At 52.7% G+C, this 23,306-nt stretch carries 21 protein-coding genes; 4 read left to right on the forward strand and 17 right to left on the reverse strand.

Annotation, left to right across the window (positions count from 1 at the left end; all coding sequences use genetic code 11):
- Positions 1-83: 83 nt before the first annotated feature.
- Both K1I37_RS17850 and K1I37_RS17855 read right to left on the reverse strand, forming a co-directional pair.
- Positions 84-1,490, reverse strand: a complete 1,407-nt coding sequence (locus K1I37_RS17850) for a purine-cytosine permease family protein (protein ID WP_021296553.1) — start codon at positions 1,488-1,490, stop codon at positions 84-86.
- Between the two features lie 133 nt (positions 1,491-1,623).
- On the reverse strand, positions 1,624-2,178 hold the full coding sequence (locus tag K1I37_RS17855) for a cytosine permease (RefSeq protein ID WP_322790883.1): 555 nt from the start codon (positions 2,176-2,178) through the stop codon (positions 1,624-1,626).
- A gap of 439 nt (positions 2,179-2,617) precedes the next feature.
- Between K1I37_RS17855 and K1I37_RS17860 the strand changes: the two genes are divergently transcribed.
- On the forward strand, positions 2,618-3,241 hold the full coding sequence (locus tag K1I37_RS17860; protein ID WP_236613809.1) for an isochorismatase family protein: 624 nt from the start codon (positions 2,618-2,620) through the stop codon (positions 3,239-3,241).
- 105 nt (positions 3,242-3,346) lie between these two features.
- Here the strand turns inward: K1I37_RS17860 and K1I37_RS17865 are convergent, their stop codons facing one another.
- From K1I37_RS17865 to K1I37_RS17935, 15 genes are all read right to left on the reverse strand, one after another.
- Positions 3,347-4,378, reverse strand: a complete 1,032-nt coding sequence (locus K1I37_RS17865) for a Gfo/Idh/MocA family protein (protein WP_021294859.1) — start codon at positions 4,376-4,378, stop codon at positions 3,347-3,349.
- A 35-nt stretch (positions 4,379-4,413) separates the two neighbouring features.
- A complete protein-coding gene (locus K1I37_RS17870; RefSeq protein WP_021294858.1) occupies positions 4,414-5,382 on the reverse strand; it encodes a sugar phosphate isomerase/epimerase family protein in 969 nt (322 codons plus the stop codon).
- 44 nt (positions 5,383-5,426) lie between these two features.
- Positions 5,427-6,257, reverse strand: coding sequence for a carbohydrate ABC transporter permease (locus tag K1I37_RS17875; protein ID WP_021294857.1), 831 nt, complete (start codon positions 6,255-6,257; stop codon positions 5,427-5,429).
- 13 nt (positions 6,258-6,270) lie between these two features.
- On the reverse strand, positions 6,271-7,182 hold the full coding sequence (locus K1I37_RS17880; RefSeq protein WP_021294856.1) for a carbohydrate ABC transporter permease: 912 nt from the start codon (positions 7,180-7,182) through the stop codon (positions 6,271-6,273).
- A 64-nt stretch (positions 7,183-7,246) separates the two neighbouring features.
- On the reverse strand, positions 7,247-8,509 hold the full coding sequence (locus K1I37_RS17885) for an ABC transporter substrate-binding protein (protein WP_021294855.1): 1,263 nt from the start codon (positions 8,507-8,509) through the stop codon (positions 7,247-7,249).
- Between the two features lie 199 nt (positions 8,510-8,708).
- Complete coding sequence (locus K1I37_RS17890) at positions 8,709-9,734, reverse strand: 2-keto-3-deoxygluconate permease (RefSeq protein WP_021294854.1); 1,026 nt, start codon at positions 9,732-9,734, stop codon at positions 8,709-8,711.
- A gap of 53 nt (positions 9,735-9,787) precedes the next feature.
- A complete protein-coding gene (gene pdxA, locus K1I37_RS17895; RefSeq protein ID WP_021294853.1) occupies positions 9,788-10,819 on the reverse strand; it encodes a 4-hydroxythreonine-4-phosphate dehydrogenase PdxA in 1,032 nt (343 codons plus the stop codon).
- 23 nt (positions 10,820-10,842) lie between these two features.
- Complete coding sequence (locus K1I37_RS17900; protein ID WP_021294852.1) at positions 10,843-12,135, reverse strand: four-carbon acid sugar kinase family protein; 1,293 nt, start codon at positions 12,133-12,135, stop codon at positions 10,843-10,845.
- Between the two features lie 14 nt (positions 12,136-12,149).
- Positions 12,150-12,908, reverse strand: coding sequence for a DeoR/GlpR family DNA-binding transcription regulator (locus K1I37_RS17905; protein WP_021294851.1), 759 nt, complete (start codon positions 12,906-12,908; stop codon positions 12,150-12,152).
- 587 nt (positions 12,909-13,495) lie between these two features.
- Entirely contained in the window at positions 13,496-13,639 is a 144-nt protein-coding gene (locus K1I37_RS17910; protein WP_021294849.1) for a hypothetical protein, read from the reverse strand.
- 161 nt (positions 13,640-13,800) lie between these two features.
- Entirely contained in the window at positions 13,801-14,430 is a 630-nt protein-coding gene (locus K1I37_RS17915; protein WP_021294848.1) for a ThuA domain-containing protein, read from the reverse strand.
- 71 nt (positions 14,431-14,501) lie between these two features.
- Positions 14,502-16,877 (reverse strand): glycoside hydrolase family 3 N-terminal domain-containing protein, encoded by a 2,376-nt coding sequence (locus K1I37_RS17920; RefSeq protein ID WP_021294847.1) that lies wholly within the window; start codon positions 16,875-16,877, stop codon positions 14,502-14,504.
- 20 nt (positions 16,878-16,897) lie between these two features.
- Positions 16,898-17,776 carry a carbohydrate ABC transporter permease gene (locus K1I37_RS17925; protein WP_021294846.1) on the reverse strand — a complete coding sequence of 293 codons (879 nt, stop codon included), beginning with the start codon at positions 17,774-17,776 and terminating at the stop codon, positions 16,898-16,900.
- A gap of 1 nt (position 17,777) precedes the next feature.
- Positions 17,778-18,668 carry a carbohydrate ABC transporter permease gene (locus K1I37_RS17930; protein ID WP_021294845.1) on the reverse strand — a complete coding sequence of 297 codons (891 nt, stop codon included), beginning with the start codon at positions 18,666-18,668 and terminating at the stop codon, positions 17,778-17,780.
- Positions 18,669-18,732: 64 nt separating this feature from the next.
- Positions 18,733-20,073, reverse strand: coding sequence for an extracellular solute-binding protein (locus K1I37_RS17935; protein WP_021294844.1), 1,341 nt, complete (start codon positions 20,071-20,073; stop codon positions 18,733-18,735).
- Between the two features lie 303 nt (positions 20,074-20,376).
- Between K1I37_RS17935 and K1I37_RS17940 the strand changes: the two genes are divergently transcribed.
- The 3 genes from K1I37_RS17940 to K1I37_RS17950 all read left to right on the forward strand — a co-directional run bounded on the left by K1I37_RS17940 (position 20,377) and on the right by K1I37_RS17950 (position 23,268).
- Entirely contained in the window at positions 20,377-21,315 is a 939-nt protein-coding gene (locus tag K1I37_RS17940) for an HD domain-containing phosphohydrolase (RefSeq protein ID WP_021294843.1), read from the forward strand.
- Between the two features lie 15 nt (positions 21,316-21,330).
- Positions 21,331-21,546: a hypothetical protein gene (locus K1I37_RS17945; protein ID WP_152498702.1), complete on the forward strand. Its 216-nt coding sequence runs from the start codon at positions 21,331-21,333 to the stop codon at positions 21,544-21,546.
- 330 nt (positions 21,547-21,876) lie between these two features.
- Positions 21,877-23,268 carry an IS1182 family transposase gene (locus tag K1I37_RS17950; RefSeq protein ID WP_021294842.1) on the forward strand — a complete coding sequence of 464 codons (1,392 nt, stop codon included), beginning with the start codon at positions 21,877-21,879 and terminating at the stop codon, positions 23,266-23,268.
- Positions 23,269-23,306 lie beyond the last annotated feature (38 nt).

A 23,306-nucleotide genomic window follows, 5' to 3' on the forward strand; every position in this document is an offset into this window, starting at 1 on the left:
GGGGCCACCACTCAGTAGGTGGTCCCCCATCCGGAGCACTTGGTGACCGAAGAGACGTTTTCGAAAGAACGGTTATCGATGAACTACCCCTCGGCAGGTGCCTCATGCTCATCCAACAATCCCTCTCCATTCCTTACGCCACTTACGACATAATACTTTCCCTTCGTCGCCATAGCTAAGGCGATGTGCAGGACGAAGGCTATCCCACCGGCGATAAATGCCGAAATGGAAGACGCAATCGTCCCTACATAAGAGATTGCCAAGATGAGACCAACAGCCGACCCCACAAGCAACGCAATCGGGCCCACGGGGTTCCAATCCCTAAGATATCCTCGCCGATACTCCACATGTGATGGACCGATTTTGAAAACCTTCTTCACGACGAGTAAATCCGCCAGCATCGAAGCGGTCCACGCAAACATGCTGACACCCTGGAATGTAAGGACGACACCAATATGCGCAATGATATTGGACAGCATGGACACCACCGCAATGCCCGCCGTAACAATCACCCAAAAGACGCGTCCCGGCGTGAATTTAAAAATCCGACCAAAGAAATTGGCTAAACCGAGCGATCCACTGTAGATGTTTATCAAATTAATACGAAGCTGCGTGAGAACTGTGTACAGTGTGCCGCCGACGCCGAGGACGAAAACCATGTAGACACCGGGATCGGATTGTGCGAACCGAACAGCAAACCAGATTCCAACCATGCCCATGATGAGGTAGGAGCCCAACTGCGGGACAAACCCAATGATAAAGGGTGCAAATCGAATTTCCTTCGGCTTGATAAAGCGGGCGTAGTCAGCCGTCAACAACGTTTGTCCCCCAATGATGCCATTGAAAATCCCAATGCATGTTAATAGCGCCGCTCCCCCTACCATCTGCCCGTGTGGCGAGAACGTAAGCCAGTTATCTGGGGTGGACACCTTCTTGTGCAGCGCCACAACTATGCCGCTAATTAAAAGAACGATATAGACAGGCAGAGAATACCTCTGGAATTTATTGATTTGCTTCATGCCATAGAGGCTCAGTGGAATAATTCCGGCACCAAGAATGAGCATTATCAGCCAAAGGGGGATGGAAGGAAGATACGTATGAACCGCGTGAGACATAATACTTCCTTCCGTGGCCGCAAGCACGATAAAATTCGACGCATAGAGCAGTGACGTAAGTGCCGCACCGACAAATCCATAGCCGGTTCCTCTTGTCAACAGACCCGCATTGAGACCCGTCTTTGCAGCAAAAAATGCTAGGATGATGGCTAAAACTGCATTCATCGCCGTCGCGTATACCATGGCCAGAATCGCATTGACACTGCCGTACGTGAGGGCCATCTCTCCCCCAAGCTGCATAAAAATCATCGCACCCACGATGCCCATCGTTACGTTCAGGATACTGCTCCACGGCATCCTCGCTTGCTCAGGGATGGCCTCCAGAGCGAAATCGTCTTCCCCTCCTATTTTCGAGTTCGACATCAGTTCGGCCATTGAAATTGCCCCCTTAGTCTGCGCTACGCCTTTTGCAGTGCGCGTCCTTCTCACACGACTATGATCTTTTCATCCTGGAAAATAGGGTGCTATATCCGTGCAAAATGATTTGACTAAAATACTAAGAACAGTGTCATTGCGAACGGCCATCCACGATAATTGACTCCCCCGCAGTTGGAACCGCAGTCCCCCGCCGCCCCCGAGCCGTACAGATAAAATACAATCCCCCGGCGACAATAGCACTCACAAAATAACTCAAATCTGCACCCTTCAACGCATGACCTATGGGGCCTGTGTACAACGCCGAAGCCATAAACGGAATAGACACGGCGATACCCACTAGAAAACTTCCAAGCCCTGCCCAGCGAATTCCACCCATTGCTCCTCGCGGCCGATAGAAATCAAGTACATCATCAACACGGTTTCGACCATTTACATAAAATTCAACCAATTGAATGCCGAACCAAGGCATAACCCAGTACACGAGGAATAGCAAGAAGTTTTGGAGGAAGTCAACGGCCTTTGTCTCACTCGCCAAACACAGCGAAATGACAATACTCACGCCGCCAATCAACAATGCGGACGCCCAGCGCTTAAGAGGAACATCAAAGGTTAACGCCGCTAGCGAGCCACTATATATATTTGAGCGTTTTGCAGAATTCGATTTTTCACCGTTTCTCGCACATATATAGTGTACGAACTATCAATGGAACACTATATATAGTGTCAAATGCGTTGTGAACGTTAATTCTGCAAAACGCTCTATATTTAATACATTGGAGCTCATGGAACCTAGCGCCAAACCGATGTACGCCACAATTGCAAAACCACCCATCGTCTTCCCAATCAAATCGATTGGCTGCACAGAGGCAAACTGTGTAGCTAGGGCCGCACCTACTGTAGACACCCATCCCACAGATACAAAGAATGCAAGAAATGTCGTCCAGAATGGCCCTCGGACGCCCGTCCCTTTCGGCAAATACCGTCCGTAGTCGGCACCATACGCAGACCACCTCGGCGTATCACCTAGTACGCTTCGGCGATTAGAGAAGGACGGCGTTGTCAAGGGGTACGGGCTGAAAGTTGTATACACGCCCGGTGGGCAGCGTCGATATATTTTCGACGAAGTGCAGCTATTGTATACACAGGAAGGATTCTCCGGACAATTGGGCTTTGGCAAGCGTCCGCTGTTAATGATTCGAGATCTCGTGGCCGCGTTTACGGACCCGAATTCCCGGCTCGCCATCGAGATTGACAAGCAAATTGAAACGACAAAGGCGCTTATTGAACTGTGTATGTCGAAACATATTCCGGTCACCTTTACGCGCACAATTTATGATCCGGCTAATCTCAGTTCACAATTGTGGGGGCAGAAGTTTCCATCGATTTGCGCGCTGGAGGATAAAAAATGGACCCGGATACATCCAGAACTCACGGACTATTCCTATAGCGTCATTAGCGATACGCCTTACATCACCAACTTTCATAAATCGCCCATCGAGCGTTTCATTGAGGAAAATGAAATCGACACCGTAATTCTCGTCGGAGCGACGACCAGTGGCAGCATTCGAGCCACCGCTGTAGACGGCATCCAACGTGGGTTACGCGTGATTATCCCGAAAGAGGCTGTGGGTGACCGCAACCAAACGATACAAGCCAGCGCCCTGACAGATCTCAACGCGCGCTACGCAGACGTGATGAACGTGCCTCGCGTGCTGCAAACATTGGAGGTTATCGCTTCATCACAGTAAGTGCGGCCATTCCATGTATCGTCACCCGATGAACGATAGGTCGTGCCATCGGCCCCTCCACCGTATACCTGGCGGAGGGGCCGATGGTCATATGATGTATGCGAATCACACCAAATTGCGCAAATATACTTTCTGTCCAATTCGCGCACTCTCAATCGCACCGAACACCATGGCGACACTGTAGATGTTATCGGTGCACTCAGTTTCCGCGGGGCGGCCTTCGTTCAGTGCGTCAAACATCTCGTCCAGACAGCCCCAGTGTCCTTCACGGCCGCTCCAAGCGACTGGAATTTCCACAGTCCGCGTCTCGCGGTGGAGTCCTGTCGGTTCGCGGTCGAGCAAAGCGACTTCACAAGTCGGATCATTGCGACCATCCCACAGAATGGTTCCTTCACTACCCGTGATCCGCCAGTTGGATTCCCAGGAAGTTGGGAATCCTTCTGTGCACCATGCACCCCGATAACAGAACACCGTTCCGTCACTCATCTCAAAAATGCAGATTGCCGCGGCGTTTCCTTGGTACCAGGACCCCGGAGGATTAAACTCCTGGCAGTATACAGAAACCGGCTTTGCGCCGGAAATGAAGCGGGCCTGATCGAACGTGTGAATCGCCATATCGAGAATCAATGGATTGTCCATTGCATCCCGAAAGCCTCCAAAGTGAGCGCCGATGAAAAAATCGGCGTAGAGTGCGCCGAGGCGGCCAATTGCACCATAGTTGACGGCTGCGCGCACCGCACGAATTTGTCTGAGGTAACGCCTGTTTTGCATCACTGCATAACGCTTGCCGGATGCGCGGGCAACCCGTACCATATCGGCGGCATCTGCCATGGACGTCCCCATCGGCTTCTCGCCGAACACGTGGCAGCCTGCATGGAGCGCCGTCATCACCACCTGCTTGTGACTGTCCGGAATGGTGATGTCGAACACCAAGTTGGCGTCGGTGGCCGAGAGTGCATCTTCGATATCCTGAAACGTGGGAACATCGAGACCTCGCCGTTCTGCCATCGCGATGGCCGTCTCTTCATAGACGTCAACGAGTCCGACAACTTCTGCGTCCGATCGCTGCTCTACATAGTCAAGCCAGGTGTTCGACATGCTCCCGCATCCGACGACAAGCACCTTGTGTTTTGCCATACACATTTCTCCTCCTCTGCTCTACGGATACCCAATTAAGCCCACCACATGTCTTTGACGCGCTCGTCAATCAACAATTCCTGAAGAAAGCTGACTGCTTTCTGAAATCCTTCGTCAATCGACATGAAGCCATCCTCGTGCTCAATGCTGATGGCTCCATCGTACTGCACCAGTTGTAGTGCGCTGATGATGTCGCGCCACATCTGTTCACCGTGGCCATAGCCTACCGTACGAAAGACCCACGACCTGTCCGCCAAATTGCGGTACGATTTCGTATCTAACACACCGTTGAGCGCTGTATTGCGCCCGTCCACTGCGGTGTCCTTCGCGTGGAAGTGATAAATCGCGCCCGCGCGCCCAAGTGTTTTGATGCATTCGACGGGATCCATCCCCTGCCAGAACAAATGGCTGGGGTCAAAATTGGCGCCAATTGACTCGCCACAAGCGTCTCGCAATCGCAAGAGCGTTTCCGTGTTATACACGCAGAAACCCGGATGTGGTTCAATGGCAGCGCGAACCCCGTGGTTCGCAAGAAAGCTTGCTTGCTCCTGCCAATACGGGATAACCTTTTCTGCCCATTGCCACTCCACGACGCGCGAAAGGTCGTCAGGCCACGGGCACGTGACCCAAACAGGGTTCAAAGAGTAATCGGACTCCCCTGGACAACCGGAGAATGTCACGACATTCTGTACCTCAAGTTGTTCTGCCAAACGAACTGCATTCTGAAATTCCTCGTGAAACTGCTTCGCCAATTCCGGATTCGGATGCAGCGGGTTGCCATGACAACTCAGCGCGCTAATCTCCAACCCTCTCGCTTCAATTTGATGCCGGAAGTCGCGCAGTGCTTGTGCATCGGACAACAGCTGTGGCGCGTCACAATGTGGTTTGCCGACGTAACCGCCGACCCCGATTTCTATCGCCTTTAGGCCACTTGCCGCAACATAGTCCAACATTTCCTCAAATGAACGGTTTCGGAACAATACCTGGAAGACGCCTAATTTCATCACGATGCACTCCCTTTATTGTAGTTGGTGGCAACCATCGAAAATTACCCTTTTAAACCTGTACTCGAAATTCCCGCAGTAATGTATCGCTGCGAAACAATCAAAAAAATGGCTGCTGGAATAGATGCAATTACAGCAAACGCCATCAGTTGGTTCCAATTTGATCCATACGTTCCGATGTACTGATAAATCGCGACAGTCACAGGCTCAATGCGGGTGCTGGTCGTCATGGTGACGGCAAATAGAAAATCCGACCACGTGAACAAAAAGGAGAATAGCGACGCAGTGACGAGCGCGGGTTTGATAATGGGCAGCACCACGCGGATAAATGCGCCTGTATCACCGGTGCCGTCCACCTTTGCTGCCTCTATCAACTCTTTGGGAATGGACATCATGAAAGCGCGCAAAATCAAAACGGAAAATGGCACCGCGTACGTGGTATCGGCCAGCATCAACCCAAAGTAGTTGTTCAACAAGTGAACTTTGTGAAAGATAATGAACAGGGCATTCGCCAGGGAAATACCTGGAATCATTTGAACAATCAACAGGACCAATAAAAAGACCGGCACCGCTTTTGTTCGAAACTGAGCCAAGGCATACGCGGCCGGGACGGATATCAAGAGCGCCAAGATGAGAGCGCCGAACGCGACGATGAGACTCGTAATTAAGTGCGGCCACTGCTGTAGAAACACTCTCGCATAAATCCCCCACTGCGGGGTCTGCGGGATGATAGACGGATGACTAGAGAAGAGCTGCATCTGCGTCTTCAGGGAAGACACGACCGTCCAATATAATGGAAAGATGAGGATGGCCACACACACAATTGCGATCGCCAGATACCCCACTTGCCCGAATGCCCTTCGATTCGTGCTCACAACTTCACCTCCCTCAATCGAGTGCGCGCTTGTTAAACCAGAGATACACGGCAGTGAAACACAGCGCGATGACAATTAATCCATTGGCAATCGCGGCGCCTTGGCCAAAGTCGAAGTTGGTAAAGGACAGCGTGTAGGACCAAGTAGATAAGAGTTGCGTCGCGTTCTCTGGACCCCCACCAGTCAATGTCATCACGATGTCAAAGACCTTTAGGGTATAAATGAGCCCCAACATCAAGACAATGGCGAAGACCGTACGCACACTCGGCACCGTGATATGGAGAAACGACTTCCACTTGCCTGCGCCATCGATTTGCGCAGCTTCATAAAGCTCTTGCGGCACATCCTTCAGTCCGCTGTAAATCAACACCATATTGAAGGGGATGCCAATCCAGATATTTGTGATGACGATGACAATCAGCGCCGATTGCGGATGTAATAGCCAGGAGATGGGGTGATGGATAATGTGTAAACCAAGAAGAGCTTCGTTGACGATACCGTCCGTTGAATCGAACATCCATTTGAAAATGGTTCCAGAAACCAACTGGGGAATTAACCACGGAACCAGGATGAGGGCGCGGAGAAACCCATTCGCCGGAAACTTCCGATTGAATAGCAAGGCAAGCAGCAACCCGATGACAAATTGAAAGATGATGGACAATACGGTGAACTCAATCGTATTGGCGACGATATGCCAAATACCAGAGCCGGACCAGGCTGCGATGTAGTTGACGACGCCATTGAAGGGCGCATGCCCGCGAATGACGGTGATTTGATTCAAATGCTGAAAGCTGATGACGATGCTGTAGTACAACGGGTAACCGAACATGACGAGCAGATACACGGCGAGTGGCACCAGGAACCACGCTCGCTTGTACCGCGCCATGCGAAACGCGCGTGACGGCGTACTTGATGTAGAGAGCATTTGTCTCCCTCCTCTTCCAGGCAAATCAGGCGTTCATCATGGACACACAATCCTTCACTGGCCGTCAATCGCTTGATTGAAGCATTTGCTGTGTTTCCTGCTTCGCTTTTCGAAGTGCTGCGTCGACGGAAGAGGCCCCCGTCAGCACACTTTGCACCGCGCTGCCCCAGATATCCACCGCCTTCGGGTAGTGAACGCCTAAATCTGCCGTTCGCGCCCGCGCGTGCTCGACTTCTGTCGCAAAGCTCTGCAGGTATGGGTACTTTTTCACCACCTGCTGGGCCACAGGTGTGTACGCCGGCACTTCTTGGGATTCTTCTGCCCACGTGATCTGCTGGGCCTTTGTGTCATCCAACCATTTGAGGAACGCAAACGCCGCCTGTTCTGAAGCCGTGTTCGTCTTTGGAATGGTCCATTCTTCCCCTCCCAATGGCGCAATGACCTGGTCCCCTAATTTGGGCACTGGAACGGTCGCAATGCCATACTCGAGTCCCTTCATCGACTGCAAAGTCGGGACAATCCACGGACCGTTGATCATCATCGCCACTTTGCCCTCTTGAAACTGGTTTTGGACGTCCTGCTGGTCCCAATTGACAACCGCCTGTGGCATCGATCCGTCGTCCACCAAGGACTTCAAGAAATTGAGTGTATCGCGGGAGCCCTGTGAATCGATGTGGGCGTCAAGATCGCCACCTACAGTCCACAAAAAGGGTTCAGTTTGCCACGCGACATTGCCAAGGCCACTTGCTCCTGAAAACGCGAACCCGTACACGGAACCGTGCGTTAACTTTTTCGCATCAGCGCGCAACTGTGCCCAGGTCTTTGGAGGCGACTGAATGCCCGCCTGTTGAAACATTTGTTTGTTGTAAAACAGTGCGATGGTATTGTTCGCGTTCGCCAGCCCGTATAACGTGTTGTCGTAGGTTCCTTCGCTGATAGAGCCTTTCGCGAAATTCTCCGTGTCGATGTGGCCGAGTTGCTGCAGCGGCACTAAAACGCCTGTGCTCGCAATTTCTGGTAGATTGGGATTGTCGAGCATCAGTAAGTCTGGCATGTCATCGGCCATGGCCTGCTGAATCACTTTTTGCAAATACGTGGCGTTTGGAACGAGTTCCCGCTGGATTTTAATATTGGGGTGAAGTTTTTCATACTTGTCAATCAACGTTTGCATCAGTGCGCCTTGCGTGGACGTATAGTAATCCATCTCGGTAATCGTGATGGTGCCGGACTTGTGATTACCCGCATTTGGCCCTTGTCCACAACCGGACACCCCTGCAACCGTCCCGGCGATCAAGGCACAACATGCAAAGGTCGACCATCTTCGCATCCCATAACCCCTCTTTCCCTCGCAAGCGGTTTCATCGTGAAGCTGTGTCATCACCATTTGTTCGTCCATTTGACTGACGATAGATGATATGAGAAGGCATGGACAATGATGACTACTGACAAAAAAGCCCTATCAGGCAGAGACTGTGCCTGATAGGGCTTTCGTAGACGCCACATTTTTATTCAGTCATAGTAGGAAGTTAGTTATGCGCTTCCTTTGCGGGTACATCTACGTGGGACTGTTGCTCCGCTTCCTGCTGCACGGACGTTTCACCCCGCGTCAACCCCGACCGTTTTGCAAAAAATGCCGTGATAATCGGTACACAAATCGAGGTGACAATAACCGCTGCAGCAACCTGCACGGTCGCTTGCCCAGCTACCGACTGGTAGCCGGTATAGACCGCCGCCACAGCCATCGGAACCGCCGCTGCGTTGCCTGCGGTCGATGCAGCAGCAACACCAGCCAAGCCTGTACCACCAACCAACCTGTCGACCAAGTACAGCACTACGCCAGTTACGACGACAACGCCAAAGCCCAAAATGATGCCTGCGAACCCGGCTTGAAAGACGTCCTTTAAATTGATGCCAAAGCCAAGGCCGATAGCGAACAGCGGAATGAGTACGTCTTTCCCCTTGCTGAGGAACTCCCGCATATTCTTATCGAGATTCCCTAACACCATACCAATGATGAGCGGTAATAGTGCAAAAATGAATGCGCGCAACGGAAAGGCTGCCAGTCCCGCAACACCGAGAATCAGCATGGTAAAGAACGGCCCAGATTCGAGAGACATGATAGAGTAAGCTGCGACATCTTCCTGTCGTTTGCCGAGTTGCCCCATCAGCGCCATGTACAAGCCACCGTTGGAATCCGAGAACGCAGCGACGATGGCCAAGGCAGACAGCCCTAAGAACATGTGATTCTGATCTGGCGCTAGGAACTTGATAAGAAATCCAATGATGGCAGCGGTTACAATTTTACTCAACCAAAGAGATACACCCTTCTTCAGGACGTAACCTGCTGCGCGAAACTCAATGGTTGATCCCAGACAAATATAGAATGCCGCTAACAGAGACGTGGAACCTGTAAGCAAACCGCCGGTAAACGAACTCTTGAACACCGTATCGTCGGGCAACCCCGGCCAAATGGTTCGGATAATCGCACCAATGAGAAGTGGAAAAATCATCATGCCGCCTGGAACTTTATCGACCACTGCTTTAATCTTCATGCTGATGCCTCCCGTCGCGTTAAACGCTTACTTGAACGCCGGGGGATAGCGCATTATTGCGCAGCCCCGGCAGCTTTCCCTTGTAAGAAATCAATGGCCACCTGCAGCGATTGGACCATACTCTGTTCGCGGGCAATGCCCTTGCCGGCGATGTCGAAGGCGGTGCCGTGATCGACAGAAGTCCGCAAAATCGGAAGTCCCAGCGTGACATTGATACCCGTGTCGAAACCGAGCATTTTGATGGCGATGTGACCTTGGTCGTGATACATGGCAATGACGGCGTCGAACTCGCCACCCGCCGCGCGCGCGTAAATCGAATCTGGCGGCCACGGACCACTGACATCCATTCCGGCTTGTTTCGCCTGTTCGATAGCTGGCGCGATTTGTTCGATGTCCTCTCGCCCAAACAGGCCACCCTCGCCTGCGTGTGGGTTGATACCCGCCACAGCAATGCGCGGCCGCTTCATCCCGAACTGCTCTAATGAGCGGACCGTCAGTTGAATTCGTTCAAACACGCGATTTGTCGTCGCCATGGCAATCGCGTCCTTCAGACTCACATGCGTGGTCACGTGAACGACGCGAAGTCCGTGATTGACGAGCATCATGGCTGACTTGTCCGATCCCGACAACGCCGCCAACGCCTCCGTATGCCCGGGATACGGCACGTGCGCGAGTTTCCACGCCTCCTTGTTGATTGGAGCGGTGCAGATGGCGTCCACTTGTTTCGCCACGGCGAGCTCGACCGATTTCTTGACGTAGTCAAACGCCGCGGCCCCCGCTTCAGCGGACACCTTTCCCCAAGGCAGATCACTTGGGACGTTGTTTTGGTCTAATACATCCATGACGCCTGGTTGATACGCCGCTTCCGACACATCGCCAATCGGCCGAAGCGTCACTTGATTCGCTGACAACCGGCCAGTCTTGACCAGCGCTGCCTTCGCGACCTCCAGTCGGTTCACGTCCCCGACGACGACCGCTTCTACCTGCTCTGCAATCGCCTTGTCCTGCAGGCCCATCAGCGTAATTTCGGGACCAATGCCGGCAGGGTCACCCATCGTTACTGCGATACGCGTTTTTTTCGTCATCCTGATTCATCTCCAGTTTGTGTTCAAGCTTCGTGACACAAGCGATTTACGACACTGCAAAGCGTCTGCGCGTCGCCAAAGCCACCAGCCTTTGATACAAGCGTCAACTGCCCATCGTGCCCGCCGACGAAGCTCCATGGAATACCTGGGAGCAGTTCGCCTTCGGTCCAAATCTCCGTATGTCCGACCGCCTTGCAACAGGCCAACGCCGTGTCACCACCCGTGGCAAACACAGCCAAGTGCGGTTGTTCCGAACGCCCGAAATCGGCACTTGAACGGTGTACCCATGCCTTGGCCACTTGGGCCAACGCGTCGACCAGTCGCGTTCGGTCGACGGTCGACACGCGCTCCGGCGATAACGTCAGAACCGTAATGTCTGCGTCATCTGCCTCAATCCGCGCGATGGCTGCCGCTATCTCATCAGCCGCCGTGACATCATCGACAACCTTTGTCGCAGACAACTCGAGGGTGCGCACCACTCGCTGCTTTTGCAGCTCCTGCACCTGCTCCCGCGCCAACTGGTTCGCACTGCCGATGACATAAAGTTGTCTCTGCGCACGCGGCGTTCGCGAAACCACTGCGTCGCATGCGCCCACGGACTGTGTCCAGACCTTTGCTAGCTGTCGGGCTAAGCCGGCGGATCCACACGGCAAATACGTCGTGTTCCGGCTGAACACCTCGGCCAACACGGCCAAATCTTCATCCACCTCGGCATCGGCCACAATGAGGACCGGCCCATCTCCTTGATCCGCCAAGAAGTGTTCGACCACATCGGCCCCTTGGCGAATGAGCGACAAGCCGAGTTGAACCGTCGGCCACGCTGCTTTCGTGCGAACGTGCTCTGCAACATTCGCGGACAGAATCGGATGATGCGGGTCGTTCGCAAATGCTGTTTCGTTCACGGGTACGCCGTGAACGTACAGCACGCCGCCAACCACCGTCCGCCCACCAGCCGGGAAAGCCGGCGCCAGTACGGCGATGTTCCGGTTCAACCCGCGCACGGCCGCCTCGATCTCCGCCCCAATATTGCCCCGCAACGTCGAATCGACCTTCTTGTACACAAGCGCCTCAGGGCTCGCTTGTGTAATATGCGCACAAGCACGGAGCACCTTCCCGAAGGAATCCTCCAGCGACAGATGCCGGGTTTCTACGTCAAATACCTGAACCGTTTCGTGCGTTAACCTAAAATCCCACGGCATAGCCGAATCGAAACCGATTCTCACGCGACGTTCTGGCGTTCGAAAGTAATTTGCCGCATCTGCAGCCCCTGTCAGGTCGTCCGCTAGAATAAAAATCGGCGTGCTCTGGTCAGTCACCGCGGCCACCCCCTTTACCTAGACGGCGCTCCAACCTCCACCACATGAATACCGCTTTCAAACAAACGGTCTCGAAATTCTTCTGGTACATAATCGGTAATGAGCAAGTCCACCTGCTGAAGCGATGCATATGTGCTAAGCGACGCATCACAAAACTTGTCGTGGTCCGCTAAGAGAATCACTTCCTTCGCGCACTCAATGGCCGCCCGTTTAACGGAAGACGTCACTTGATTTACGTTCCACAACCCATTTTTGACATCGACGCGGGCGCTGGACAGAAAGTACTTTGTCGCTTGGCGGTTCCGAAAGTAAGCCTCTGTCTCTTCCCCGAACACCGCCGCCATTTCTGGCACATACAGCCCAGGCGCCAGGTGAACGTGCAAATTTCGCCGCGCGGCCGATTGTAGGATTGCGAGTGAATTCGTATACAACAGCGTGCCTTCATTCAAATAGGGAACCATACCAGCGACAGTCGATCCCGAATCCAGCACCACAACATCCGAAGGCCTGATCAACTCTGCGGCCTTCGCAGCAATTTGCTGTTTGGCTTTCCAGTTGTGCTGGCTTCGCAACTCGAAATCCGGCCCCAACTGGGTGTCCGTTTTCCGCCGCAGATTGCGCCCCGCTTCGTTCGGACGATAATTGAGCTCCTGTATCGCTTTTCTGACTCTCTCAGCGATTTCAGGATTCACAGTAGAAACGCCATTCAAAACCCGTGAAACCGTTGCGGGTGATGTCCCTGCGGCTTTCGCCACATCTTTCACCTTCACCACGAATTCCAGCCCCTATCTTGAACACTGCCCTACGATTCCCGATACACTTCGTGTCTCTTTTTCATATCAACCTCGATTTCATAAAACCCACGCTTCGTGAAACGCCTAGAGATTCGTGAAATCGATTTCTGAAATCGGATTCTGAGATTAGTATGATACGGCGCGAAGAAGTTGTCAAGTGTGATGATGGGTGACCGAGGGGAAGCTTTGGGCGGGCTGCCGCAATTGAAGGAGGGCGCTATTCGATGGGCTGCTGGGCTGGGGCTGCGGCCGGCGGGTGAGTGTCTTATTAAGACATTCGCGTGCCAATCTGCGCTGATAAGGCATGAAATCTGCACTATCCACTGATTTTTCTGGTTTATCCGCCGGCTTTTGAGTAGATAAGGCATTTCACGTGTCTTAAATCTGCCGAACCTAGCGAAAATCCGGCAATAGGGCGTATATCATGCCCTATTTCAAAGGGGGCTGACATTCCGCCGCCGATCCTGTCGTAATTTCACCGGTCGGCGTAGTACCGGAGAATTGTCTCGACCGCGTCGCAAGTGTCCTAGTATGTAAAAAGGCCACCCGAGGTGGCCTTTCAAAACTTAATATACGCCGTAACCGCCGGTTGCACAGCTACAGCTGCAACTACCTGCAGTAATTCCAACAGCTGGTACCAGCAAGAAGAACAGCACAAAGATGATAAGGAACACGACTGCCCATTGCGTATATCCACCGAACGTACCCATTTAAAACGCCTCCATTGCTTTCAGGATGGTGTATGGTACGTGCGGAGGAGACGGATGTACACGGACATATGGCCGAACCGTTACCACCACGCCGAGCGTATATGCGAACCTGCGAAGCATTGTGACGCAGAGCTGCGTGATCGTGACAGGTGACGCAGGATTTACGCTTCTGCAGCCGCCCACGCCAGCCCCTGTCGGGTCAAGCGAAGGACTTCCGGCATCCGTACCACATCCGGGTGGTGACCCAGTGAGTGGTAAAACACCTTACCGGATCCGTAGCGTTTCGTCCACGCGACCGGCATCACCGTGTCGCCAAATCGGGTGGTGGCTAGGGTGTGGATGGCGGGATCGATATGCATGTAATACTGCTCAGAAGTCACGGTGAAGTTCGGAACGCCCTGTGTGATGGGGTGGTTCAGGTCCGTGACGGTGACGTCATATGTGACCCCATCATTCCCTGGGTGGGCGACCCATTGGCCGCCGACCATGTACTGGAACTCCGGGATATTGCGAAAGGCGTCCCCGAGTCCACCGTGGATCCCGGCCAACCCAACGCCCCCGTGCACCGCTTCGCGCAGTGCCGCGAACTGATTGGGCGCGATGTCGCCCTGCGTCCAGTGCAACACAATCAGTTGAAACGCCCGCAAGTCATCTGCGCTCGTAAAGCTGTCCAGGCGGTCACTCATCGTCACGCCAAAGCCAATCTCACCGAGCAACTCGGCAAAAATATCGGCGATTTCGCCGGGATAGTGCCCCTCCCATCCTCCATAGACGACTAATGCCTGACTCATGTGTATCCCTCCAGATGTGATTGGTTTCACTGTCCCAGACTATCTGCCATTACCCGTAACCACGCGTGCGGTTACGCCTGTACGCTTCCGAGAGATACGGCACGAACAGGAGTCGTAAAGATTTTCTGCGACGCCACATCGCTCACCTCTCCCGTGATGGAGAAGCTGCCGGTCAGTCGAATGTCGTTGGAAGCGGCGCCTATCCCAATGTCGATCACGCCAGGTTCCACCACATAGCGCATCTGACGGTTGTAAAAGCCAAGCTGATGGGCCGACAGCGTGAAAGTTACCTGCATCTGTTCACCCGGTTGCAGGAAAATCCGTGTATAGCCGCGCAGTTCCTGCAGCGGGCGCGTGACGTCGGCCTCGACGTCATGCACATATAGTTGCACAACTTCCTCGCCGCCGACGTCCGACGTGTTCGTCACGACACACGAGATATCGACAGAACCGTGAACGTCAATGGTGTCTGCAGACAACGTCAAATTGCTGTATTCAAACGTCGAATAGCTCAACCCGTAGCCAAATGCGTACAAAGGTTCATTGCTCTCGTCAACGTATGTGCCTTTCCAGTGTGATCGGCCGCCGGACGGTTTGTGCGCATAATAAATTGGAACTTGACCCACCGAACGGGGCACCGTCACTGGCAGGCGACCACTTGGGTTATAATCGCCGAACAACACGTCCGCGACTGCGGCGCCCCCCTCTTCACCTGGCAACCACGCCTCGACAATCGCCGGGACGTGATTCGCAATCCACGGCGTCGCGAGCGGACGCCCGCTGACAAACACGACGACGGTCGGCGTGCCTGTGGCGACAATCGACTGCACAAGCCGCTCTTGAACGCCAAGCAGCCCTAACGTCGCCCTATCCCGCGATTCCCCAGTGGTGCACTCGTCGGTCAAACCAGCGCGATCACCAACCACCACAACAGCCACATCCGCACCGCTCGCAACTTCCACCGCTTCGGCGAATCCTGCGTCATCCTGACTAAACACATCGCACCCTTGCGCGTATGCGATCTCTACACCGTCGCCGACTTTCGCGGTAATCGCCTCGAGAATCGACTGCATCGGCACAAATTCCTGAACGCGCTCCACATCCTCCGGCATCGGCGTCGCAAACACGTTGTCCTCGTCGCGCATTTCGAGCAGCGACTCGATGTGACACGGGTACGCGTAATCGCCAACCATGTTGCGCGTGTTGTGCGCATTTGGCCCAATGACCGCCAACTTTTTCAATGCACTCGCCCGAAGTGGCAATAACTGTGCCTCGTTTTTCAGCAAGATAATAGATTTTTGCGCAGCCGTCCTAGCGAGATGCCGCTGCTCTTGGTTGTCAAAGACTTCAAGCGTGCGCGACGTGTCCACATATGGATTTTCGAACAGGCCCAAACGGAATTTCATCGCGAGAATCCGCCGCACCAGTTCGTTTACCTCGTCTACCGTCACAAGTCCCGCGGTAATGGCCTGTAGCAGAGATTCGCCATACACGTCACGACTTGGCAATTCCACGTCAACACCGGCCTGCACGGCAAATTGGGCCGCTTGTACCTTATCGCGTGCAACATGGTGATATTCGTGCAGCATGTTCACCGCAAAATAATCGGACACCACAATTCCATCAAATCCCCACGTGTCGCGCAGGACGTCAACTAATAATTGCTTGTTGTGATGGCACGGAATGCCGTCGAGCTCGTGATAGCCGGGCATAATCGACCCTAGATTTGCCGCTCGAACGACCGCCTCGAATGGGTAAAGGTACACTTCGCGCAATTCCCGCTGAGGAATGTGTGCCGGCGCCCAGTTCATGCCTCCCTCCGAGATACCGTAACCGACAAAGTGTTTGCCGGTAGCAATAACGCCCTCGGATAACTGTTCACCTTGCAGCCCTTGGACATAGCCAATCCCCATTTGTGCGACAAGATACGGGTCTTCTCCAAAAGTCTCTTCGATGCGCCCCCACCGCGGATCCCGCGTGACATCGAGCAGTGGCGCCAACGCCTGATGGGCCCCCGCCGCGCGCATTTGCTGGCGGATGACTTCACCAACGCGCCGAGCAATGGTGTCATCCCACGTGCTGGCGATGCCGATGGACTGTGGGAAACAAGTCGCACCCTTGGCCATGTATCCACTGCACGATTCCTCGTGAACGATGGCGGGAATTTTGAGCCTCGTATGCTGCATGAGAAACGCTTGGATCTCGTTGGCTATCTGCCCCGTCCCCACGGCATCGTGATTGGTCGCACCACCAATGCGCGTGATTTGACCAATTCCGTGTTGAAAGTGACGCTTTGCTTTTTCTTCCGAAAAGGTCAGACCGTCAAGTACTTCGTACGCCCAAACAGCCGACAACTGGGCAATTTTTTCGTCGATGGTCATCTCGGAAAGCAACGAATCCACTCTGTCCTCGAGAGACATTTTCGTGTCTTGGTACTTTGCAGTCATAGCGCTTTCCCTCCGTAAGCTTATTTTCCAAACCCTGCCAGCATACCCCGAAGCAAATAACGCCGTCCGAAGATATACGCCAAGATGAGCGGCAACGCAGACAGGATGACCGCCGCCATTGTGACAGGTACGTTCATCGTGTACTGCCCCTGGAAACTGACAATGGCCATCGGCATCACGCGAGAACTATCGCTCTGCGTGAGTACCAACGGAAATAAAAAGTTGTTCCACGCCTGCACAAAGTCGTAAATCGATACAGAAATGAGCGCCGGCATTGCCAGGGGAATGACCAGATGCCGCAAAAGCCGAAAATCACTGGCTCCCTCAAGTCCCATAGACTCGTAAAGCTCATTCGGGATATCTCTGACAAAGTTCACGAGAATCAACAGCGTGAGCGGCAGCCCGAACGCCACAGATGGGAGAATCATGCCAAGCAAGGTGTCGTACAAGCCCATCTTCGTAATGAGCACGTAGATTGGGATAATGGCCGCCTGAATCGGCAGTGCCAAACCTACCAGAAAGACATCGAAAATCACGCGTACGGCACGGTTTCTGGACCGCACGACAACATACGCACAAAGCAGTGAACACCCGACAATCAGCGCGACCGAACACACGGAAACAATGACACTATTTAAGAAATAGTGCGCAAAACCCGCCTGCAGCACCGTAGCGTAGTTCTCAAACGTCGGATGCAGCGATGGAAGCCAAGGGATGCCCAGTAAATAGCCCTGTTGGGATCGGAGGCTGGTCATCAACATGTACAGCACCGGATAAAACGCGATAATCAACCACACGACGCCAAGGGCGGTGAATACCACGTTATACCACCTCAGCCGCTTGCGGCGTGGCGCACGCAGGTTTACGCTCGCGTCCGTCTTGATCACTTGAGAAGCCATGTCACATCCCCTCCAGTTGACTTTCCATGCGGTTAAAGCCTGTAAACCGCAGCGTCAAAATAGACAGGATGACGCCAGCCACGGCCAAAATCACAGCCAATACACTGCCGAGTCCGATGTTCTGATTCACAAACGCCTGTTTATACATATCCATCGCCAACACCGTCGTCGCATCTCCTGGCCCACCGTCGGTCAACACGTAGATGAGGTCAAAATACGTGAGCGATCCGGTCAGTACCAACACACTGGACGTGATCAGCGTGTACTTCAACTGCGGCAAAGTAATCGAGAAAAATGTGTTCCAAACGTTCGCTCCGTCAATGGTGGCCGCTTCATATAAGGAGTCTGGAATTTGTTTCGCGCCTCCCTGATACAACAGCGAGTGGAACGGAATGAACTGCCAGGCGATAATCAACGTCACAACCAGGAGCGCCAAGTGCGTGTTCCCCAACCAGTTCTGATTGCCATTTCCGATATGCAGAGACTTTAACAGCGCGTCCAACAATCCAAAGTTGGGGTTTAAAATGTAGGACCAGGTCACGCCAATGGCCACTGAAGAGAAAAGTAATGGAACAAAGTAGAACACGCCGAACACCGCGCGATGCCTTTGCCGCCCCGCGAGAAAGACGCCGACCAACAGGCTGATTGGCGTCTGGACAACCCAAGACAACACCATGACTTCCGCAGTCAAACGCAACGCGTGCAGCGCTTCGCCGTTGCGGAACACACTGCCCCAATTGGCCAATCCCACCCATTTCGCACTGCTGATGCCATTCCACTGGAGCCCGCTGTAATAAACCGCCATCAGCATCGGAAACAATGCGAAAACGGCAAAGAATACGACTGCCGGCGCAATCATCAACCATCTCTGCCAATTCATTTTGGTTCCCATAGTGGTTCCCTCCAACCATCGACTTTGCAGGGGACGGATAAGTGGATTATCCGTCCCGCCGTTGTTACGACTGCATGTGTTGATTCATATCGTCGGAGAACTGTTGCGGCGTCATTTGATTGAGGAACAACTTACTTAAATCGGTTAACAGTTCCTGTGCTTCGCTCGGAGGGAGCGCCTGATCCCATGACGCCTGGAAGTTCGGTGCATCTTTGACCATGTCATAGGTGAACGACAAGTAATCGCCATACGTGGCCTGCTTTAATTCCGACTCAATCCCTTGGACAGGCGGAACGTCGCCAATGCTAATCCAGTCTTTCACGTTCTGATCATTGAGCACCGCGTCCTTTAAGAAGGTCACAGCCGCCTTTTTGTTCTTCGAGTCATTCGAAATCGAATAGTAGTTGGACGGATTGCCGACGATGTCATTCGGATTACCCTTGCCTCCAGATACAGTTGGGAACGTCATGAAGCCAAGATTGCCCTGATCAATAAACGATTTGTCATCAGACAAAATCGTTGCAAATCCCCAGCTTCCCATCAGTTCCATCGCGGCTTTCCCGGTATACAGCAGCGCCGCATCCTCGCCTTGGTTTGAACTGACCGAGCTGAATCCTTGTTCAAACGCCCCAGCGTTTACCAGTTGTTGAATCATTGTATTCGCTTTCAAAAATGCCGGATCTGACCATGCATTTTTCTTTCCGGCCAGCACATTGTTAAATACCTGCGGTCCACCAATCCGATCAACCAGGTACTCCTCATACATCAAATCTGGCCACTGATCTTTGCCACCCAGAGAAATCGGGGCAATGCCGTGAGCCTTAAACACTTTGACATCATTGAGCAAGTCGTCCCACGTCTTCGGCGGCGTGAGATGATATTGTTGAAATACCTGCTTGTTATAAAACATCATTACTGGTTGTACGTTGTCATTCGGAACGCCATAAATTTTTCCATCAAAAGTAACCGGTTTCATTACAGACGGTAAAAAGCGATTTGCCCAACTCGGGTCGGCCTTTAAATCAGACGTCAAATCATAAACATCGCCAGCATCGATGTACGACTTTAGTACACCGCCGCCCCAACCAGTAAAGATATCTGGTGGATTATGTGCACCCATGGCGATTTGAATCTTCTGCTTGTACGGGTCGTTTTCAAAAAACTGAACGGTCGATTGGATGTCCGGATGAGACTTGTTAAAGTCGTTCGACATGTCTTGAACGACCTTTTGAGAAGCGCCTGTTTGAATGTCCCAGATAGTAATGGAGCTTTTTCCAGATGCACCCGATGCCCCACTGGATGAATTACTCCCCCCGCTTGAATTACCGCATCCGGTGACAAGAGCACTCGCCGTCAACGCGACAGTCACGCCAGCCGACAATACTACTTTTGGTCTCTTCAACATTTGATCCCTCACCTTTTATTCGGATGGTAAACAAACTTATGAAATGATATTCGCAAGCGCTTTCGAAATTCCTGCTTGATGTGCAACATTCAGTGAATATCCTCCTCAAATATTTTTTGACCGTTCCTGTCCGGCTTCTGTGAAGCAAAAATGCCTAAATCGACACGCTATCCCACCAGAAGACAGAAAATCTATCGAAACTGATGAAAGATCTGATATGATAACCACAATGCGTACTCAGTGTGAATGCGCTGTATTTTGGCATTTTTATTCAGATCATTAGACAAGCAGGTGTATTTGCTCATGGAGCTCAAAAAGGAATACTCAACGAGCTGGCTCCATCACATCTCGCAAGAAGACGGCATCGAGCGCGTGGAGTCTGGCAACACGACCCTGACACTGCTTGCGAGTAAAAATGGAACAGAAATCATACACCACCGCTTGAGCAAAGGAAAATCGTGGGCCCTGGCCCCACTTGAGGGCTGGGATGAACTTGAATTCGTACACCTTCTCAGCGGAAGGCTTCATTATAAACTGGGAGATGCTGAAGGTATTTTAGAGCCCGGGGAGTCCCTATCGGCTGAACCCGTACAAGACTGTATTATCTTTACTGCCGATGAAGATTCCACTTTTATTTACGTGTGCTCAAACTACGTCTTTCACCAATATAGTGAAATTACCAGAAAATTCAATCATTTAGCCGTGGAAATTGCCGAAAAGGATGGATATACTGCAAGCCATTGCGAACGAATTAAAACGCATTCATTAGAGATTGGTAGAAGGATGTCGCTAAATAATAACGAACTAATGAGTCTGAGTTTTGGAGCCTTTTTTCATGACATTGGGAAATTGAATATTCCTGATGAAATTCTGTTGAAGCCTAGCAGACTAAATGACGAAGAATTTAGTATAATACGTATGCACACGACTTTCGGAAAGGAAATACTCGCCTCAACAGGCGTTCCACACCTTATCGAAGCCGGTGTGATTGCAGAGCAACATCATGAGCGCTTTGACGGAAGTGGGTATCCTCACGGATTGATGGGCAACCAGATTGATGTAGGAGCCTCCATCGTAGCCGTCGTCGATAGTTACGATGCCATGACATCCAATCGTCCCTATCAGCGCGCAAAATCAAAAGATCAGGCGATATGTGAAATCCGCGAACTTCGGGGTACTGCTTATCACCCTGATGTCGTAGATACATTTCTATCGCTGGTCGATACATTTCAAGACATCTAGTGGGAGGTCAAAGTGATGAATCTGTTCAAAAAAGCAGCAGTCATTGGTGCATTGAGCGCAAGCTCGGTGGTTGCCGTACCGGCATTAGCGAGTGCAAGCACAGGAGATAACCACTCCCTGTGTGTACCAGGTGTAACCATTACCTCGTCCGTTGAAGGTAGCCATCTTTATATCACTATTACATATCCAGGTGGGAGCGTAACCGTAGATCCACCTATCGTGATGGACTGACGTTTCTCCATTACGACGATAGGGGCCATCCCTCAAGCCATCTGCGGTGACTTTTGAGACAGCCCCTATCGTCGAAACTTTCGCGTGACAGATTTGCCACTGGCATGAAAAACTATCGATTCCCACTCACTTACTACGGTCTCTGTGATGTAAAGCCAGCAGTCCAACATTGGAAGAACCAGGGCGCCAAGCGGGTGCGCGCATCGGCATGTCGTATAAGACAACATATCTCACTAGGAGCTTGTCCGAGTAATCCTTGAATCAGTTTCCAGAAGGGAATTTCCGGATCATTGGCGAAGCTAACTGTAACAACGTCGGGGAGGCTTCGCCATGCCACGAAAGAAGTTCCGTGGTCACAACCACGATCAACTGCTCCTACTGCCACCGGACTTGGACGAGTGGTTGCCGGAAAACCACTTGGCACGGTTTATCAGCGATGTTGTAGATAGGTTGGATACGTCTGCTATCACGGAGCCGTACGAACGGGAACTGCGGGGCTACCCGCCGTATCATCCTGTGATGTTGTTGAAAGTTCTCATCTACGCCTACTGCACGGGTGTCTTCTCGTCTCGGAAAATCGCAGCGGCATGTGAGGACGTGGTAGCTTTTCGGTGGTTGTCCGTCAATCAGTGTCCGGACTTCCGCACCATCAGTGACTTTCGGAAGCGGCATCTGCACGTGTTCAAGGAATTGTTCCTTCAGGTGCTGAGGATTGCCCAGGGCGCTGGCATGGTCAAGATGGGGCATGTGGCGCTGGACGGGACGAAAGTCCGGGCGAATGCTTCCAAACACAAGGCGATGAGCTATGGGCGGATGAAGCAAGAAGAACAGCGTCTGCGTCAGGAAATTGCGGAGTTAGTGCGGGAAGCGGAACGGACGGACAGGCGGGAAGACAAGCTGTACGGCGACGCACGTGGGGATGAGTTGCCAGAGGAGTTGGCCCGTCGGCAAAGTCGCTTGGCGAAGATTCAGGAAGCGATGGCTGCGCTGGAAGCCGAAGCGAAGGCGAAGGCGGAAGCCGAGCGGGCGCAAGCAGACGATGATGATGATGAGAAACGGGATGACGACGAGGGGCAGTCTGGCGACAAGAAGCGGCGTGGCTTAAAAGGTCGTAGGTCCGTGAAGGCAGTCCCGGAAGACAAGGCCCAGCGGAACTTTACAGACCCGGAGTCCCGCATCATGCCGTCCAAGGATGGGTTTGTGCAGGCGTACAATGTGCAATCCGTAGTCGATGAAGCGTACCAGATCATTGTGGCAACGGAAGTGACCAACTCTCCGAACGATGCCGGGGTACTCAGGACGCTGGTGGACATGGCGAAGCAGAACACGGGGCGGATGCCAAAGAAACTCTTGGGTGATGCAGGCTATTATGCGCAGGACGATGTCAAGTGGCTGGAAGAACGAGGGGTTGAACCGTACATTGCGACCGGACGACAAAAACACGGTGAGATTCCAGTATGCCCGAGGGGACGAATACCCAAGTCATATACGCCGAAGCAACGGATGGCACGCAAGCTAATGACGAAGCGTGGACGAGCGATATACGCCAAGCGCAAGGTCATTGTTGAGCCTGTGTATGGCCACATCAAGGCATGCATGGGATTCGTTCGCTTTTCCCTGCGTGGGCTTGCCAAGGTGCAGGGAGAGTGGTCTTTAGTGGCCATGTGTCACAATCTCTTGAAGATATTCCGGTACGGATGGTTGAAGTTGGCGATGGCCTGACCCTTGCGCCGTGGGCGAGACAGCACGGTGTAGGTACA

It is taken from the genome of Alicyclobacillus acidoterrestris, assembly GCF_022674245.1.
In the GTDB taxonomy this organism is placed as follows: domain Bacteria; phylum Bacillota; class Bacilli; order Alicyclobacillales; family Alicyclobacillaceae; genus Alicyclobacillus; species Alicyclobacillus acidoterrestris.